The 16,690-nt window shown below is 41.3% G+C and carries 16 protein-coding genes; 6 read left to right on the top strand and 10 right to left on the bottom strand.

What is annotated here, in order from left to right:
• Positions 1-140: 140 nt before the first annotated feature.
• On the bottom strand, positions 141-917 hold the full coding sequence (locus ACQCT8_RS11955; protein WP_426871382.1) for an enoyl-CoA hydratase-related protein: 777 nt from the start codon (positions 915-917) through the stop codon (positions 141-143).
• Between the two features lie 161 nt (positions 918-1,078).
• On the opposite strand from ACQCT8_RS11955, the gene ACQCT8_RS11950 reads away from it, so the two are divergent.
• Positions 1,079-2,737 carry an ABC1 kinase family protein gene (locus ACQCT8_RS11950; RefSeq protein ID WP_426871380.1) on the top strand — a complete coding sequence of 553 codons (1,659 nt, stop codon included), beginning with the start codon at positions 1,079-1,081 and terminating at the stop codon, positions 2,735-2,737.
• A 64-nt stretch (positions 2,738-2,801) separates the two neighbouring features.
• On the opposite strand, the gene ACQCT8_RS11945 is transcribed toward ACQCT8_RS11950, so the two are convergent.
• From ACQCT8_RS11945 to ACQCT8_RS11935, 3 genes are all read right to left on the bottom strand, one after another.
• On the bottom strand, positions 2,802-4,355 hold the full coding sequence (locus ACQCT8_RS11945) for a fatty acid--CoA ligase family protein (protein ID WP_426871378.1): 1,554 nt from the start codon (positions 4,353-4,355) through the stop codon (positions 2,802-2,804).
• Positions 4,356-4,639: 284 nt separating this feature from the next.
• Positions 4,640-5,629 (bottom strand): lipoate--protein ligase, encoded by a 990-nt coding sequence (locus tag ACQCT8_RS11940; protein WP_426871376.1) that lies wholly within the window; start codon positions 5,627-5,629, stop codon positions 4,640-4,642.
• On the bottom strand, positions 5,613-6,380 hold the full coding sequence (locus ACQCT8_RS11935) for an MBL fold metallo-hydrolase (RefSeq protein ID WP_426871374.1): 768 nt from the start codon (positions 6,378-6,380) through the stop codon (positions 5,613-5,615). Before ACQCT8_RS11935 ends, ACQCT8_RS11940 begins: the two co-directional genes overlap by 17 nt.
• Positions 6,381-6,562: 182 nt before the next feature.
• Between ACQCT8_RS11935 and yhfH the strand changes: the two genes are divergently transcribed.
• A complete protein-coding gene (yhfH, locus tag ACQCT8_RS11930) occupies positions 6,563-6,691 on the top strand; it encodes a protein YhfH (RefSeq protein ID WP_278242110.1) in 129 nt (42 codons plus the stop codon).
• Between the two features lie 229 nt (positions 6,692-6,920).
• Positions 6,921-7,538 (top strand): acetate uptake transporter, encoded by a 618-nt coding sequence (locus ACQCT8_RS11925; RefSeq protein ID WP_426871372.1) that lies wholly within the window; start codon positions 6,921-6,923, stop codon positions 7,536-7,538.
• A gap of 220 nt (positions 7,539-7,758) precedes the next feature.
• On the opposite strand, the gene hemY is transcribed toward ACQCT8_RS11925, so the two are convergent.
• From hemY to hemE, 3 genes are all read right to left on the bottom strand, one after another.
• On the bottom strand, positions 7,759-9,186 hold the full coding sequence (hemY, locus tag ACQCT8_RS11920) for a protoporphyrinogen oxidase (protein ID WP_426871370.1): 1,428 nt from the start codon (positions 9,184-9,186) through the stop codon (positions 7,759-7,761).
• A gap of 27 nt (positions 9,187-9,213) precedes the next feature.
• A complete protein-coding gene (gene hemH / locus ACQCT8_RS11915; protein WP_426871368.1) occupies positions 9,214-10,140 on the bottom strand; it encodes a ferrochelatase in 927 nt (308 codons plus the stop codon).
• An 86-nt stretch (positions 10,141-10,226) separates the two neighbouring features.
• Positions 10,227-11,258: a uroporphyrinogen decarboxylase gene (gene hemE, locus ACQCT8_RS11910; RefSeq protein ID WP_426871366.1), complete on the bottom strand. Its 1,032-nt coding sequence runs from the start codon at positions 11,256-11,258 to the stop codon at positions 10,227-10,229.
• Between the two features lie 251 nt (positions 11,259-11,509).
• Between hemE and ACQCT8_RS11905 the strand changes: the two genes are divergently transcribed.
• On the top strand, positions 11,510-12,016 hold the full coding sequence (locus ACQCT8_RS11905) for an antibiotic biosynthesis monooxygenase family protein (protein WP_426871364.1): 507 nt from the start codon (positions 11,510-11,512) through the stop codon (positions 12,014-12,016).
• Between the two features lie 89 nt (positions 12,017-12,105).
• Here the strand turns inward: ACQCT8_RS11905 and ACQCT8_RS11900 are convergent, their stop codons facing one another.
• On the bottom strand, positions 12,106-12,705 hold the full coding sequence (locus ACQCT8_RS11900; RefSeq protein ID WP_426871362.1) for a phosphatase PAP2 family protein: 600 nt from the start codon (positions 12,703-12,705) through the stop codon (positions 12,106-12,108).
• Between the two features lie 185 nt (positions 12,706-12,890).
• Here ACQCT8_RS11900 and ACQCT8_RS11895 point away from each other — a divergent pair, with 185 nt between their 5' ends.
• On the top strand, positions 12,891-14,018 hold the full coding sequence (locus ACQCT8_RS11895) for a M20 family metallopeptidase (protein ID WP_426871632.1): 1,128 nt from the start codon (positions 12,891-12,893) through the stop codon (positions 14,016-14,018).
• A 57-nt stretch (positions 14,019-14,075) separates the two neighbouring features.
• On the opposite strand, the gene ACQCT8_RS11890 is transcribed toward ACQCT8_RS11895, so the two are convergent.
• Both ACQCT8_RS11890 and ACQCT8_RS11885 read right to left on the bottom strand, forming a co-directional pair.
• Positions 14,076-15,305 carry an ABC transporter permease gene (locus ACQCT8_RS11890; protein WP_426871360.1) on the bottom strand — a complete coding sequence of 410 codons (1,230 nt, stop codon included), beginning with the start codon at positions 15,303-15,305 and terminating at the stop codon, positions 14,076-14,078.
• A complete protein-coding gene (locus ACQCT8_RS11885) occupies positions 15,289-16,038 on the bottom strand; it encodes an ABC transporter ATP-binding protein (protein ID WP_426871358.1) in 750 nt (249 codons plus the stop codon). The genes ACQCT8_RS11890 and ACQCT8_RS11885 overlap by 17 nt, the downstream gene beginning before the upstream one ends.
• Before the next feature lie 147 nt (positions 16,039-16,185).
• Between ACQCT8_RS11885 and ACQCT8_RS11880 the strand changes: the two genes are divergently transcribed.
• A complete protein-coding gene (locus tag ACQCT8_RS11880) occupies positions 16,186-16,611 on the top strand; it encodes an HIT family protein (protein ID WP_426871356.1) in 426 nt (141 codons plus the stop codon).
• Positions 16,612-16,690: the final 79 nt, after the last annotated feature.

The raw sequence follows: 16,690 nt of genomic DNA, 5'->3' as shown, positions 1-16,690 counted from the left end.
TCCTTCCTTTAAATTTTTCTGTAATGCCAGGACCTCCCAACACCAGTCTTTCGTCTGGAGAATCCGGTAAAGGCAGGTATATAAAAATATTCTCTATAGCACCCCTACTGAAAACAGAAAACTCCTTTGAACCTCTTGTGCTATTCTCCTTTGAAATTCGGCTTTCTTTTTTCACTGAATGCAAGCAGTGCTTCCATTCTATCTTTCGTTGGAATCGTCAGTTCATAAGCTTTTCGCTCGATTTGAAGACCGGTTTGAAGATCAGCTTTCATGCCGGTTTTTACCGCATATTTCGCCTGAATTAAAGCAACCGGTCCATTTGAAAGAATACCCTCAGCCAGATTCATTACTTCATCCCAAAATAACTCTCCGGCTGCTGTTTTTGTGACGAGGCCTGCTTGCAAAGCCTCATCAGCTGTTAAACGTTTTGCAGTTAAAATAAGCTCAAGTGCTTTTGACTCACCAATTAACCGCGGCAGACGCTGAGTTCCCCCTGCTCCTGGAATAATTGCCAGACTTGTTTCTGTAAGTCCCATTAGAGCATTTTCTTGTGCAATTCTAAAATCACATGCCAAAGCAAGCTCCATTCCCCCGCCGAATGCATGACCATTCATTGCAGCAATGGTCGGCTGCGGAAGAGAATCGACTGCATTAAATACCTCTCCAATTTTGTATACATTTCTTCTTACCTGCTGTTCATTCAAGGTTTTTCTCTCTTTTAAATCAGCCCCTACACTAAATGCTTTTTGACCCCCACCTGTAAAAATAACTGTTCGAATTTCAGGATTCAGTTTAATTGATTCTACTGTCTCCTCCAGTTCAGCCAGCATGTCCCAGTTAAATGCATTCATAGCCTCCGGGCGGTTAAGTGTGACAACCGCCAGATGATTTTTTTGTTCTAATAAAATGGTTTTCATATGTATAATCTCTCCCTTAATCAATTAAAATGTAAACACTTACATTTTTAAATTGTATCACCTCTTTCTCTCGGCTGCACATGTGCATTCGTTTAAATTAATTGAAAGAGTGGTAATTATTTTATACGCATCAAGAAAAACAGATTAATAGACAGCTAGGGGTGTTTAACACGAAGAACCTTGCCATATACCGTATTTATAAAATCGTCTGGATGTCCACTAAATTTTTCATTCAAATCTATTGGTTTCAAAAAAGATATAAAGGCAGCTGGAATTCGAATGTAGAAGAAAAATGGTCACGTTTAACCGGAAGACAGGCAAGAGAATACAAAAAGCTTGCTTTAAAACTTGAAGGTCTCATGATAAAACTTGGACAATTCTTATCAACTAGGGCAGATATAATGCCAAAATCCTTTATTAATGAGCTTGACGGCCTAACAGACCGGGTTCCGCCTGTGCCATGGGAAAAGGCAAAAAGCGTGATGGAAAGTGAATGGAATACAGATACTTCAAGTATTGTTCAGTCAATTTCTGATGTACCTGTGGCATCTGCTTCTATAGGAGACGTTTACAAAGCAACACTCCATAATGGCGACACTGTCGCGGTAAAGATACAAAGACCAGGGATTGAAACGATCATCCGCACAGACTTTAAGGCAGTAAAAATCGTCAGCTGGCTTGCTCAAAAGTTTACCTCATTCGGCAAGCAGATCGATTTAAAGGCCTTATACAGAGAAATGACAACGGTCATAGGAGAAGAGCTTAACTTTCGTCAGGAGCTGCAAAATGGCGAAACGTTCAGAGAGCGATTCAATCATCAGCCTGGCATCAGTATACCATTTTATTATACCGACTTTACTACTCGCCGGGTGCTGGTTATGGAATGGATTGAAGGCGCAAAAATTAATGATCAGAACTTTTTACAGGAAGCTCAGATCGACCGCTCTGATTTGGCTGACCGCCTCCTTCAGCTTTTTATTGAGCAGCTTTTAAATGAAGGGCTTTTTCATGCAGATCCTCACAGCGGCAATATTTTAATTAAAAAAGACGGAACGATCGTATTAATTGATTTTGGAATGGTAGGCATGATTCGAAATAAAGATGCACAGGCTGTCCAGCTTGCAGTAGAGGGAATTATTTTTGAGCGGTATGAAGATGTAATTCAGGCATTGGAATCGCTGCGATTTTTACTGCCGCACGCGGATAAGGAAGTCCTAACAGAAGTAATTGAGCGTGTTGTGAGACTTTATAAAAGCAATGAATGGCAGGATGGAGACAGCTTTTTAATGGATCGATTACTCGAAGACATTCAGGAAATTGTAAGGTCTCAGCCTATTCAGCTCCCAAGCGAGTTTGCTTTTTTCGGAAGAGCGATTTCAACGTTTACCGGTGTTATCTACAGTATTTATCCAGATGCCGATTTCATTGAAATGGCCCGGCCCACTGTCCTTGGATGGGTGACTGGAAGAAATGAAGAAAAAAATTCATCAAAAGAGCTGCTGAAAACGGCCCAGCGCTACTTCCAGCCTTTATTGAGCACCCCTTACAAACTGCAGGAAGCGTTAGAAGAACCAAAAAGATACCGAAGAATGGTGCAAAAAAAGCATAAACAAGAACAATTACTGAATAACTGGATTACACAGCGAAAAGAGATTGCCTTTATAACTGCTATTCCCTTTGCGGGTTTACATGGAGCTGTTTGGTTTTCAGAATGGATTATTGCAAGCGGAACCGGCGTATTGGTTTTAGCCGGGTCGTGGCGCTATATTGTGCTTTCCCGAAAAATTAAAAAAGAACTGGATGAAGAAAAACGTTCATGACAAGGTAAAACGCGCTTGCTGAATACAGCAGGCGCGTTTAATCATGGATATTCTACACGTATTATTACCCCTGTTTCACTTGATCACGCAAGGCTCTTCGCAAAATTTTCCCTGTTGTATTCTTAGGTAATTCTTCAATAAATTCCACTACTGTAGGAAGTTTGTATTTGGCAAGCTGTTTTCCGCAGAATTCCAGCAAATCTTCTTTTGTTAAAGAGCCGTCTTTCTTAACCACAAAGCACTGCACAGCTTCTCCATAATCAGGATCAGGAACTCCCACAACTGCCGCTTCGACTACATCTTTATGGGAATATAAAACCTCTTCAACTTCACGTGGGTATACATTATAACCGCCTACTAAGATCATATCTTTTTTGCGATCTACAATAAAGAAGTATCCTTCCTCATCTTTTTTTGCTAAATCCCCTGTAAACAGCCAGCCGTCTCGTATGGCTGCTCCGGTATCTTCCGGCATTTTGTAATATCCTTTCATTACATTTGGACCGCGAACAATTAATTCGCCTACTTCTCCAGGCGGCAGCTCTTCCCCTAATTCATTAACGATTTTATTCTCCACATTTGTAATCGACGTTCCGATTGATCCCGCTTTTCTCTCTTTATCAAGAGGATTAAAACAGGTGACGGGCGAGGCTTCTGATAGACCGTAGCCTTCGGAAACCCTGACACTGAATTTCTCCTCAAACTGATGCAGCAATGCAACCGGCAGCGAAGCCCCCCCAGAAATACATAATCTCACAGAGGCAAAATCAGCAGGGTCTGCATCCGGATATTGAAGAAGAAAATTATACATAGTTGGAACTCCTGCAAAAACCGTTGCCTCATATTTTTTCGTGAGATCGAATACGTCTTTTGGGCTGAATTTCGGCACAATGATGATGGTGCCTCCATTAATAAGAGGTGCATTTAAGACGACTGTCAAAGCAAATACATGAAACATAGGCAGCGCGGCAATCACTTTGTCTTCACCTGTAATCGCAAGATATTCAGCTGTATCTTTTGCATTTGAATATACATTCCTATGAGTGAGCATGGCCCCTTTTGGTTTTCCAGTAGTACCTGAAGTATACAAAATGACTGCTACATCATCCTGCACCAGTTCCGGACCTTCATACACGGGCGGGTACGGGGCTAAGGCGTGGGTAAACGATGTTACTTTGCTTTTTATTTCTTCTTCAAGATGCTCAATTTGGTTCTGTGTATGCGAACTCGTTTCACAAATAACATAATGACTGATCTCTGGAAGAATTTTATGTGCCTTTTCAACAAGCGGCAGCAGTAAATCTAAAGCTACTACCATCTTAACATCACCATCTCGCAGAATGTATGAGATCTCATCTGGTGTGTAAATTGGATTAATGGGCACTGCCGTTGCTCCGATTCTGAGAGCAGCATAAAGTGATACAATAAAATGAGGAGAGTTTCCAAGGAGAAGACCTACATGATCCCCTTTTTTAACCCCCATTGCCTCCATGCTGTTTGCCATTTTGTTAACTGCTCCATTTAATTCCCCGTAGGAGGCAGTCTGGTCCATAAAAGTATATGCTGCTTTATCTCCGTGCTGCATAGCATTTTCTCTCAAGCGATCTGACAAATTCATAGGTACATCCCCTTTGTTCAGTATATGAATGATTAGTCATTCATTTTTATTGTTAAAAAAACTCCACTTCCCCTTCAATCACCTGCTGCTAATAGAACACTGTAAATAATCGAGAATATTCTAACTAATTATATCCAACTATGAAATGATTATCAAGAGAGCGTTTTCATTAATTAAAATGAAATAAGAGGATGAGACAACTATCTCATCCTCAATTGACCGATTCACCGCACTTCCAGGTGTTTACGGTTACAGTGCTGGCCGCCTGCTTTAACTTGTATGGATTAATATAACAGGTCGATAAATTCTTCTCTCTCAATGTTTCCAAAGTAATGCTTTAAGTCTATATCTTTTAATGCATCTTCAATTAAATGCTTTTCGTAGCGGAGACCTGTAAGTCTTTTTTCTATGTCGCTTACATCTCCTACACCAAAGAAATCTCCATATATCTTGCAATTTTCTATTCTGCCTTTATCTACATCCAAACGTACATCTACACTCCCTACCGGAAACCGGTGAGAATGCTGGAGATTGAACTTAGGTGATTTCCCATAATTCCAATCCCAGTTCTGATAACGTTCATTTGACAGCTCACGTATATTTGTCCAGTCCTGATCGGTTAGTACATATTCTTTAATATTTTCTTCCCCATTAAAGATATGACGCAGAATCAGCTGTTTAAACTCTTCAATCGTTACTTTCTCTTCCATGAATTCAGAGATATTGGCCACCCGGCTGCGTATTGATTTAATCCCTTTTGATTCAATTTTATCTTTACGGACTTTTAGGGCTGACACAACATGATCAATCTCCGAATCAAACATGAGTGTTCCATGACTGAACATGCGGCCCTTTGTAGAAAATTGCGCATTGCCGGAAATTTTGCGTTCTCCCACTACTAAATCGTTGCGCCCTTTAAGCTCTGCAGGCACACCAATCTGATGAAGAGCTTCTACTACAGGCTCAGTAAATTTTCTGAAATTATGAAAGCTGTCTCCGTCATCCTTGGTTATAAAACTGAAGTTTAAATTGCCCAAATCATGATAAACAGCCCCGCCTCCTGAAAGACGGCGTACTACACGAATATGATTCTTTTCAACATAATCTGTATTAATTTCTTCAATTGTATTCTGGTTTTTTCCAATAATGATAGACGGCTCATTAATGTAAAACAGCAGGAAATCCTGATTAATATCCAGGTTTTTTAGAGCATATTCTTCTATAGCCAAGTTTATCTGTGGATCCGTAATCCCTTTATTATCTATAAATAACATTTGAAGTTCCTCCTTGAGAATAGGTAATGGTCAGGCCGGATGAAGCCAGCAGAATTTGCCCATCATACGTTTCCTTAGCTTCACTGACAAGCTGATTTAAATCGCCAAAATGAGGAAGATGGCTAAGCAAAAGGGTTTTAACTTTAGCTGCATCAGCGATCGCTGCTGCATCCTCGCTCGTCATATGACCTGCTTCTGCTGCGTTCATGCCTTTATAAAAGTTACATTCCGATATGAGTAAATCAGCATCTTCAGCAAAAGAAATAAATGCCTCCTGATAAGCTGAATCTGCTGTAAAAACCATCGTACCACAATCACTTTTCACCTTCACAGCATAGCATGGGACAGGATGAACTGTCCTTAAAAAAGATAAGGTAAAAGGACCAAGGGTTAAGGTTCTTTCTGGTATGTATGCGTGACCGGTCATAAGCTCCTTATAATGCAGTGAAGCTAGACCAGTTTGATCCTCTCCATGTCCATAAGCATCTACGTGGATGTCTTTATTCTGAAGAAATTGCTGAATAAGCAGCGCATGCTGCAAGACCCCAACATCTGCAATATGGTCAGGATGATAATGCGTAATGACAACAGCATCTAATTCTTCTGGTGCTGCATATCGCTGGAGATGACTTAGAACGCCGCTTCCACAATCCAGCAAAATGCGAAAATCATCCTGCTCAATTAGATAACCTGAGCTTGCTTCATTCATTTTAGGATAGCCACCCCAAAAGCCTACCACAGTGACCTTCATCTGCTTTCCCCTCCCTAAAATAGTAGACTATTAACTTTCTATACTATACTTCATTTGAACCATTTTTTCATTAATGGGTAATTAAATGAGGAAATAGCCTTGACGAATCAACGACTGTTATAATACAATATAGAAAATAATAAATTAGTTGTATAACAGCTAATAAGAAAGGAAGGATCATCATGCTGGAAAACGTAATGGAATTTTTCAGAAATCTTCCTCCAAAGAAATGTGTATCCTGCGGAGAAAAGATGGAAGAACAAGCTGAAGCATATGGTACGAAATGTGAAAAATGCAACGCTTCTCAATAATCACATCTCAAATTACAAAACATCCTGCTGTATAACAGATTAAATCTGTTGTAGTCAGCCAGGGTGTTTTTTTGTGTATAGTTTCTAGTAAAAAACAGCAGATCTCCATTGAAAGCCCTTACTTTAAAAGAGAAAAATGAAAATTTCGCTTACATATTATTATTTATTGCATCCCCTCCATTTATTATGTAAATTAGTCAAGTATGTATTTTAGGAGGGTTAATAATAAATGAATCAAAATCAAGTAACACAGCGAGTGCAAATTACCACAGCAGATCCTTCTGCTATTGGATTATTCGGTTTAGCGATGGTGACGCTCGTTGCCTCTTCTGCTAAATTAGGCTGGACTGACGGCCTTTCATTTGTTTTACCATGGGCGATATTCCTTGGGGGATTTGCGCAGCTTTTTGCAAGCGTCCTGGACGCAAAGCACAACAACACGTTCGGTACAACCGCCTTTGGCGCCTTTGGTTTGTTCTGGCTCGGAATGGGGACCTCCTGGTTAATCGAATATGGGGTTTTCGGCGAAGCTGCTGCTGCTGCGGTAGATCCAAACCAATTAGGGATTGCCTTTATTGGCTATTTAATTTTTTCATTATTTATGACGGTTGGAGCGATGGAAACAAATAAAGTGCTATTCTTTATTTTTGTTTTAATTGACTTTTTATTTATTGGTCTTGCCTTATCCACATTAGGAGTTGCTCCAGAGGCAACGCATATGCTGGCCGCTGTTGCTGAGCTTCTCATTGCAATATTCAGCTTTTATGGTGCGGCTGCTGGTGTACTCAATACTCATTTCGGCAAAATTACTCTGCCAATTGGAAAGCCGTTTGGTATTTTCAAGTAAAACGCTTATGATGTTCGTGCTGTAAGGTCGTAAAATCGTTCAGCTAGAAGAAAATCATTTATCATACCTTAAAAATAAGAAAAACCGAGCATGAATCGAACTCCAAATAGAGAATTCGAATTTATGCTCGGTTTTTTTCTGAACTTTTACTACCCTTCAACCATAACTCATCAAAGAATGAAGCGGATAATTAAAACAGAAGAACTCAACTGGTACTTAATCAACGAACGATATAGTCAAGTACATCGTCCGCTGCCTTTTCTCCCTGATCAATACAGTCAGGAAGTCCGATTCCATCATAGGAACCGCCAGCCAGGTAAACACCAGGAAACGCATGCTGCATTTCATTACGGATATCAGCCAGTCGTTCTCTGTGCCCTACTGTATACTGAGGCATTGCATCAATCCAGCGAGTGACAATCGTCCAATCCGGTTTTGCATCCAGGTGCATAATTTTGTTTAGATCATTCAGCACGATCGCTTCGATCTGGTCATCCGCCAGGTCTACAACAGCTTCATCACCTGCTCTGCCAACATAGCACCTTAGCAATACTTTTCCTTCCGGGACAGTATGCGGCCATTTATTGTGTGTCCATGTGCAGGCAGTGATCGTATAATCACTGTTTCTTGAAACCACAAAGCCCGTTCCGTCCACCATATTAGCCACTGCGTTTTTTGGAAATGCCATCGCAACTGTCGCAACAGAAGTAGCCGGTACATCTTTAAATTGTGAAAGAAGATTTTTTTTATGAAAAATGGATTGCGCAGCAAGATGTGGCACGGCTAAAACAACGCTGTCTGCTTCAATATACTCTCCACTGTTCATTTTTAATGAGTAACGGCCTGAATCAGCATGGTCAATAGACTCGATCTTAACCCCTTTCAGGATCAATGCATCGGTAAGTTTTTCTTCGAGTGTATCTACCAAAGACTGAAGGCCGGATGTGAGCGTCAGGAACATGCTTTTCTTCTTTTTCTTTCCATTGTGATCAACTTGTGGAGAAGGAGATGTTTTTTTAATGCCGGCAATTAAACTTCTGTGCTCCTGTTCAAGCTGATAAAACTGTGGAAAAGTAGATTTTAAGCTGATTTGGTCAATATCACCTGCGTAGATACCAGATAGTAGCGGTTCGATCATATTTTCCACAATTTCATTACCTAAGCGGCGCCTGAAAAAAGTGCCAAGTGCCTGATCATCGTCCCCCTTTGAGCGCGGCAGGATAAAATCAGCTGTTGCTCGCAGCTTTCCTGTCATCGAAACAAGGTCCGTTGTAATAAATGGTTTTATCTGCGTAGGGATCCCCATGATGGCTCCGCCTGGCATCGGATGCAGTTTATCGTTCATCAGAATAAAAGCCTGGCCGGTTGAATTAGGTACAAGGCGATCTGCCAAGCCTACATCTTGAATAAGCCTTGACATACTTTTTTTACGTTCTAAAAATGAATCCGGGCCTTTTTCAATGACAAAGCCGTCTTTATGGACGGTATGAATTTTTCCGCCAAGACGATGACTTGATTCAATTAAAGTGATTTCCAGGTCCAATCCGCGGCGCTTACTTTCCTTATCCAGTTTATACGCAGCTGAAAGGCCGGTAATGCCCCCGCCTATAATGACAACTTTTTTCTTTACTAAAGACACACTACTCATCACTTTCTGTTTCTTATTTATGTTGCTTTATTTGATTAGAGCTTCTATTTTGTCAGCCATTGCATCTATAAACAAAGGCTGCGTATTCGGCATTTCCGGACGGTAGTAATTTGCACCAATTTCATCGGTTACAACTTTGCATTCATAATCATTGTCGAATAGGACTTCTAAATGATCCGATACAAACCCTACCGGTGTATAAACAAAGCTTGTGTAGCCTTTTTCTTTATGAAGCGAACGGGTTAAATCCTGTACATCCGGTCCAATCCAGGGATCAGGTGTGTTTCCTTCACTTTGCCACCCAATTTCTACATTTTCAACCTTAGCCTGTTCCGCTATTAACCGCGCAGTCTCTTTTAATTGATCCGGGTAAGGGTCGCCGCCTGCCAGGATTTTTTCCGGAAGGCTGTGGGCGGAAACGATCAGGACCGCTTTTTCTTTTTCAGCTTCGCTCATTTGTCCAAAAACAGATGTAACTTTTTCAGACCAGTATTGAATAAACTTCGGTTCATCGTACCAGCTTTCAACAGATGTAATTACCGGTCCGCCAGCTTTTTCTGCCGCTTCTTTAGCTCGTCCATTGTAGGATTTTACGCTGTATGTGGAAAAATGAGGAGCCAATACGATGGATACGGCTTCTTCGATTCCATCTTTGTTCATTTGTTCAACGGCATCTTCAACAAATGGTTCAATATGCTTTAGTCCCAGATACATTACAAATTCAATTTCTTCCTGTCTTTCATTTAAACGCGCAGTGAGTGCTTCTGCCTGTTCCTGCGTGATTTTGGCTAATGGTGAAATGCCTCCAATTGCTTCGTAGCGTGAGCGCAAGTCCTCAAGAAGTTCAGGAGATGGCTTGCGGCCGCGGCGTATATGCGTGTAATAGCGTTCCAGATCTTCTTCTGAATAGGGCGTACCATACGCCATAACCAATAATCCCATTTTCTTTTTCATTTTCTCACCTCATGAAGTAGTAATATCATTCTCTTATTTAACATGTTCGTTACCTATGATCCAATATAAAAGCTCACACAATGTGTTTATTTTGCTGTGTATTCGTGCACAAAGGAAGTTAAGCGTTTTAATGTATCCGGTTTAACCTCCGGAAATACTCCATGACCCAGATTAAAAATGTGGCCTGGCTGCTTTAATCCCTGATCGAGAATGGGTTTTACTTTGGCTTCAATGATTGACCAGTCGCATAAAAGAAGAGATGGATCCAAATTTCCCTGAACAGTTTTTGTTAGTCCTTTTTCCCGTGCTTCCTCAATCGATAATCTCCAGTCAAGTCCTACCACATCCAATGGAAGATCATGCCATTCCTTCGCTAAATGCGCGGCACCGACACCATGCATAATAAGCGGTACGCCTTCAGTGCGAAGAGCCGTAAAGATCTTTTCCATTGCAGGCTTTATATAAGTGCGGTAGTCCTCTACATTCATTGTGCCCACCCAGGAATCAAATATTTGAATCGTTCCCGCTCCTGCTTTAATTTGTGCTTTTGTATAGCGAATGGTCATCTCTGCAAGCTTATCCATCAGTTTAAACCATGCTTTTGGTTCCTGGTACATGAAGGCTTTCGTTTTATGATAATTTTTAGATGGTCCGCCTTCAATCATATAGCTGGCAAGCGTAAAAGGGGCGCCGCCGAATCCAATCAAAGGAACAGAAAGCTGTTCTTTAGTTAGCAGTTTTATTGTATCAAGGACATATGGTATATCATTTTCCGGTTCAATCATACCGAGTTTTTCAACATCCTGAACGGTACGGATTGGATTGTCTATAACCGGACCAATACCCGATTTAATTTCAACATCCACTCCGATGGCAGGCAGCGGCGTCATAATATCCTTATAAAGCACTGCTGCATCTACATTATAATTTTCAACAGGCAGCCGTGTGACGTACGCACAAAGCTCCGGCTGATGGGTAATTTCAAAAAGGGAGTATTTTTCTTTAATCGCGCGATATTCAGGCTGAGAACGGCCAGCTTGCCGCATATACCAAACTGGTGTATGGGACACCTTTTCTCCTCGTGCTGCACGCAAAAACGTATCATTAAATGGTTTCATTGATTTAAACATCCACCCTTCAGTTCTTATATCTTGTTTTTAATCAAACAACCCGCGAATGTACTTGTAATTTCCACGGGCTTCCGATCATTCTTTCTGCTTAATTCTCACTATAGCCCTATTAACATGCACTGTATAGCAAACAAAATAAAATGTCATAAAATCGACTCTTTTTATTCCTGGCCAAGGCACAATACTGGATTATTCAATAGGCTTGTGGGTAAATATGAAGTAAGAATAGGAGGGGTTTTATGAACATTTTCATGACTTTTGGAACAGAGGATTTCTTACATAAGACAATGGAAAAACACCAGGATGAAACACTCGTTCTTCTTCATGGGGAAGATACTGCTTTGCTTATTCATGAAACGGAAGGCAAAACATTCTTTAATCAGCCAAGAAGCTACGAAGTGTTTGAACAATCCGGCGTGCTTACACAGGAAGGTTTTTTCGTATTTAATAATATTCCTGTTTCAGAAGAGGGCCGCCCAGTGTTTGAACACCGTTTTAAAAGCCGCGCAGGCTTAATTGATCAGGAGCCCGGATTTATAGCAATTCGTGTTTTGCGTCCTGTAAACTCTGACATTTATGTGGTGCTGACTCAGTGGGACAGCGAGGATTCTTTTAAAAACTGGCAAAGCTCCCAGGCTTACAATAAAGCGCATGAAAAACGGGGAACGGAGCAGGGCCTTGATCACCAGAAGACGATTTTCCCCCGGGCCTCATTTGTTACAAAGTATCGGGGTGAATCTGAGTAATAACTTTCTCCCTGCGTCGTCAAACCAAGCAGGACCCCTCTTTGTTGAGGGTGCCCTGTTTTTTTATGCTCTTGAAACTTAGAAGTTATTTACTGCTTCTTTTTTAACAGCCATTCATATAGGAGCAGACAACTTACCGCATAGGTATATCCAATCAGCCATCCTCCAATGACATCTGAAAAATAGTGTGCCTGTTCAGGAAGCCTGCTAAAGCCGGCTAAAATGGAAAACAAAATGCCGGTACTATAGGCCGCTGCAGCCTTTGAGCGTGACAAGGATTCAGCAGAAACCAAATAGACAATGACAACCGCCGCAATAAGGCTGACCATGGCATGTCCACTCGGAAAGCTAAAGGTCTCCTCTATTCCTCCTGATACAGGACGATCTCTCTCCATCCATGTTTTAAGCACTTTACTTAAAACATTCCCGCCTGCAACTGCCAGCAGAACGATGACCATTGCAAAATAATTTTTGTGTTTGAACCATAAGTAAAGAACGGCTAAAATGCTCAAGCTGCCCAAAAACCATTCCGATCCCAAAAACTCAAATAAAAGAAATACGTCTTTCGAACCAAAAAAACGACTGCCTGCCTCATCAATCCAAATGATAGAAGAGGATCTAATTTCTCCAATCAGAAGAAGAGCAGCCAGTAAAGTAACAACTCCTAATGGAAAAAATACCTTCTTCATGTTATCCCCCTTTCAATAGATTTTTCTTACAGTATAATCCATTCTAAACAAATGCTAAAGGATGTCAAAATTATTTGAAAATGATATACTTGCAGACGTACAAAATGATTATTTCGTTATACGAAAGGAGAGTTTCCGTGACCATTCAAACGCTGTACTCAAAACTCGATTCATATTATTCCAGTATGGTTGAAATCAGACGCTTTTTACATCAGAATCCTGAACTTTCATTCGAAGAAAAAGAGACGGCTTCTTATATTGCAGATTTTTACAAAAAATTGGGAGTGGAAGTTCGCACCGGTGTTGGAGGAAATGGTGTGACAGCGAAAATTGAAGGAAAAAAGCCAGGAAAAACAGTTGCACTGCGGGCTGACTTTGATGCCCTGCCTATCCAAGATGAAAAGGAAGTTGAGTATAAATCGAAGGTTCCCGGCAAAATGCACGCATGCGGGCACGATGGCCATACCTCTACCCTGCTCCACCTGGCAAAAGCCATACATGAGATAAAGGATGAATTATCAGGATCATACGTATTTATTCACCAGCATGCCGAAGAGTACGCTCCGGGCGGCGCAAAACCTATGATTGAGGATGGCTGCCTTGATGGAGTCGATGTGGTATTCGGGACACATTTGTGGGCGATAGAACCCCTGGGCAAAATCCAATACCGCACCGGGCCTATGATGGCTGCTGCAGACCGCTTTGAAATTACTGTTCAGGGAGCCGGAGGGCATGGCGCGCAGCCGCATAAAACAAAAGACGCCATCGTAGTTGGCTCCCAGCTTGTAAGCAGCTTGCAGCAAATCGTCAGCAGAAGAGTAAATCCGATTGATTCTGCAGTCGTCACGGTCGGTTCATTTGTCTCTGACAATGCGTTTAATGTTATAGCAGACTCGGCAAAATTGATCGGCACCGTCCGCACATTTAATCCTGAAGTCCGAACCCAAATTGAGCAGGAAATTGAAAGGGTCGTTAAAGGAACCTGTTTAGCAGCCGATTGTGACTATCAATATGATTATTTCAGAGGGTATCCTGCTGTAGTAAATCATGCAGCAGAAACCGATCATATCATTGCACAGGCCAAGCTTGTTCCGGAGGTCACTGTAATTGAAGAAACCGAGCCGCAAATGGGCGGTGAAGATTTTGCCTATTATCTTGAGGAAAGAAAGGGTGCGTTCTTCTTTACAGGCGCACAGCCTGATGATGTGGAAAAACCTTATCCTCACCATCATCCCAAATTTGATTTTAATGAAAAAGCGATGCTGATTGCAGCAAAAACACTAGGTGCTGCAGCCATCAACGCACAATCCTAACCAGCTTTTAAGATGAAAAACGCCAGTGAAACCGCGTGCGGATCACTGGCGTTTTATTTATTTTAAGGGCGTATACCATTTTTTAATTTGCTTTGGAACATACACATACATAAACACGGCATAAAACAGCAGGAACGCAAGAGCAACTGCACAGGCATCAAACCATTGGCCGCCCCATGTGCTCATTAAAATAAACAATACACCCTGCACAATTAGAACAGTTGATAAAACACCCTTAAATGACTCGTTTCGATATTCGCCGGGCAGCGGATAAAGATCCGGCCATATCTTGAGCTCGTGTTTTTTCAGCATAGGAATAAGCTGAAAACCGGTTAAATACAAGAATAAAACGGCAGCCGCAATTTTTATCCACATATTGTCAGACCCTGCGATGATCACAGAAGCGATGATGGATAAGCGGATCCACAGGCCAAAATATTCATCTGACCGAAGGAACGTTCGAACAAATAAATAGCGGTACGTGTGCTTTGATCCAAAAGGTGAACGCGCAAGAAATGGATCAAGCCACTTTCTTCTTTTCGCTTGTCCTTTTAAATGAGGTACATCTGTAAATAAATTGGCAAAACGATAAAAACGGTGCAGCCGCTCATGCTCCAAATCAATGAGCAGTTCCCATTTTAGAGATTTTCCCAGTGTTAATTTTCTAAAAGCTGTAAGATAAGCAACGAGTATAACAGCCATCACGATTGGGACCCATGCAGTAAGCTGTGCAAAAACAGTCCATAAAAATAAACAATTCAAGATCAGGCGTACAAGCAGATCCATTCTGTGGGCAGATGGCTCCTGATAGCGCAGGATGGTCCAGCGCATAAAAAGATTCCATGCTTTTAAAGCCAGTACAAGCAAAAGGAGCAGAAAGAAAACAGAAAACTCTACACCATAAACCTTAACATACATGGGCATGGAAGCAGCCAAGGCGACAATGACGATGTAGGATTGAAAGAAAAAGCTGCTGACTACAGCACTGAGAAAATACCGTTTCATTTGACCTTCCAAAGGCGTCAAATATACTTTATCGGGTTCCTTCAGGTACGTATATATTGGACTCATGGTGACAATAACACCTAGCAGAACAGCCATGACAGCCGCTGCATTAAATTCATCATTTAATGTTTCCACCCAATTGCTGTAGGCGTAGCCCCCGCCTCCCACCGCAAAAATCAGCACAAACATTAAGTGCCCGTTGAATATGTATTTTAAGTATTTTTGAAGCTCCCGGTTATAATCCTGAAGGCGGCTCGCCCATAGTTCATGAACGTGTTTCATGTGAATCTTCCTTTGTCAGCTGTATGTAGATATCGTCTAATGTAGCTCCCGGCATCGAAAACTCCTGGCGCAGATCCTCAAGCGTCCCCTGCGCTCTGACTTGTCCGTCATGCAGAATTATAAACGAATCGCAATACCGTTCTGCTGTGGCGAGAATATGAGTAGACATTAAGATACTCGCCCCTTCTCCTTTCATTTCTTCCATTAAATCAAGAAGCGACTGGATCGCAAGAGGGTCAAGACCTACAAAGGGCTCGTCAATAATATACAGGCTTGGATTCGTTAGAAATGCACACATAATCATTACCTTTTGCTTCATACCTTTAGAAAAATGAGCAGGAAACCATTTCATTTTGCCATTCATGCGGAATTTCTCCAGTAATCCGGGAATCCGCTTTTCATAAACTCCCTCTTCTATACCATATGCCATTGCGGTTAATTTTAGATGTTCCTCTAACGTTAACTCATCGTACAAAATGGGAGCTTCAGGAATATAGGAAAATTTCTTTCTGTATTGATCAGGCTGGTCTTTTAATTGCATCCCATTTATAGAAATAGATCCTGAATGTGGTTCCATCAGGCCAATAATATGTTTTATGGTCGTACTTTTCCCTGCACCATTTAACCCGATCAGTCCTACGATTTGCTGTTTGTCCATTGAAAAATTTATATTATTTAAAACGGGCTTTCGCGTATACCCGCCAACAAGGTCTTTAATTTCAAGTAGTGCCATCCTGTTCTTCCCCTCCACGTCTTATTACGGCTATTGTAGCAGATTTTTCCGGGCTGCGCGCAGCAGAAAACTTCATATACTTGTTTCTGCCAGCTGTTCTTTCTTATGATAGAATATAACCATTATACTGAAGAAAGGGTGGAAACTATGAGTGATTGTATTTTCTGTAAGATAATTGATGGAGAAATTCCTTCATCTAAGGTTTATGAGGACGATGATGTCTATGCGTTTCTGGACATAAGCCAAGTGACAAAAGGCCATACGCTGGTCATTCCTAAATTACATAAAAAAGACATCCACGAACTGTCACCGGAAATTGCAGGGAAACTGTTTTCAGTTGTACCTGAAATTACAAATGCGATTAAACAAAGCTTTGATATCAAAGGGATTAACTTATTGAATAATAATGGAGAATACGCCGGCCAGTCCGTATTTCATTTTCATCTGCACATTTTGCCAAGACATGGAGAGGAAGACGGCTTTAAACCAGGTTGGCAAACTCATTCAGATGACTATACTGCAGACGAGTTAAAAGCCCTTGCAGCAAAGCTTTCCAGTGCTATCAACAAATAATCAAATGACCTGACATTCTTTTAAAATATGCTATAATAAAATTACTTTTCGCCAGCAGTCACAAGGACATGCCGGGAAA

Origin of the sequence: Jeotgalibacillus proteolyticus (assembly GCF_050107735.1) — a bacterium.
In the GTDB taxonomy this organism is placed as follows: Bacteria; Bacillota; Bacilli; order Bacillales; family Jeotgalibacillaceae; genus Jeotgalibacillus; species Jeotgalibacillus proteolyticus_A.
This window is presented reverse-complemented; position numbering and strand designations above follow the sequence as displayed.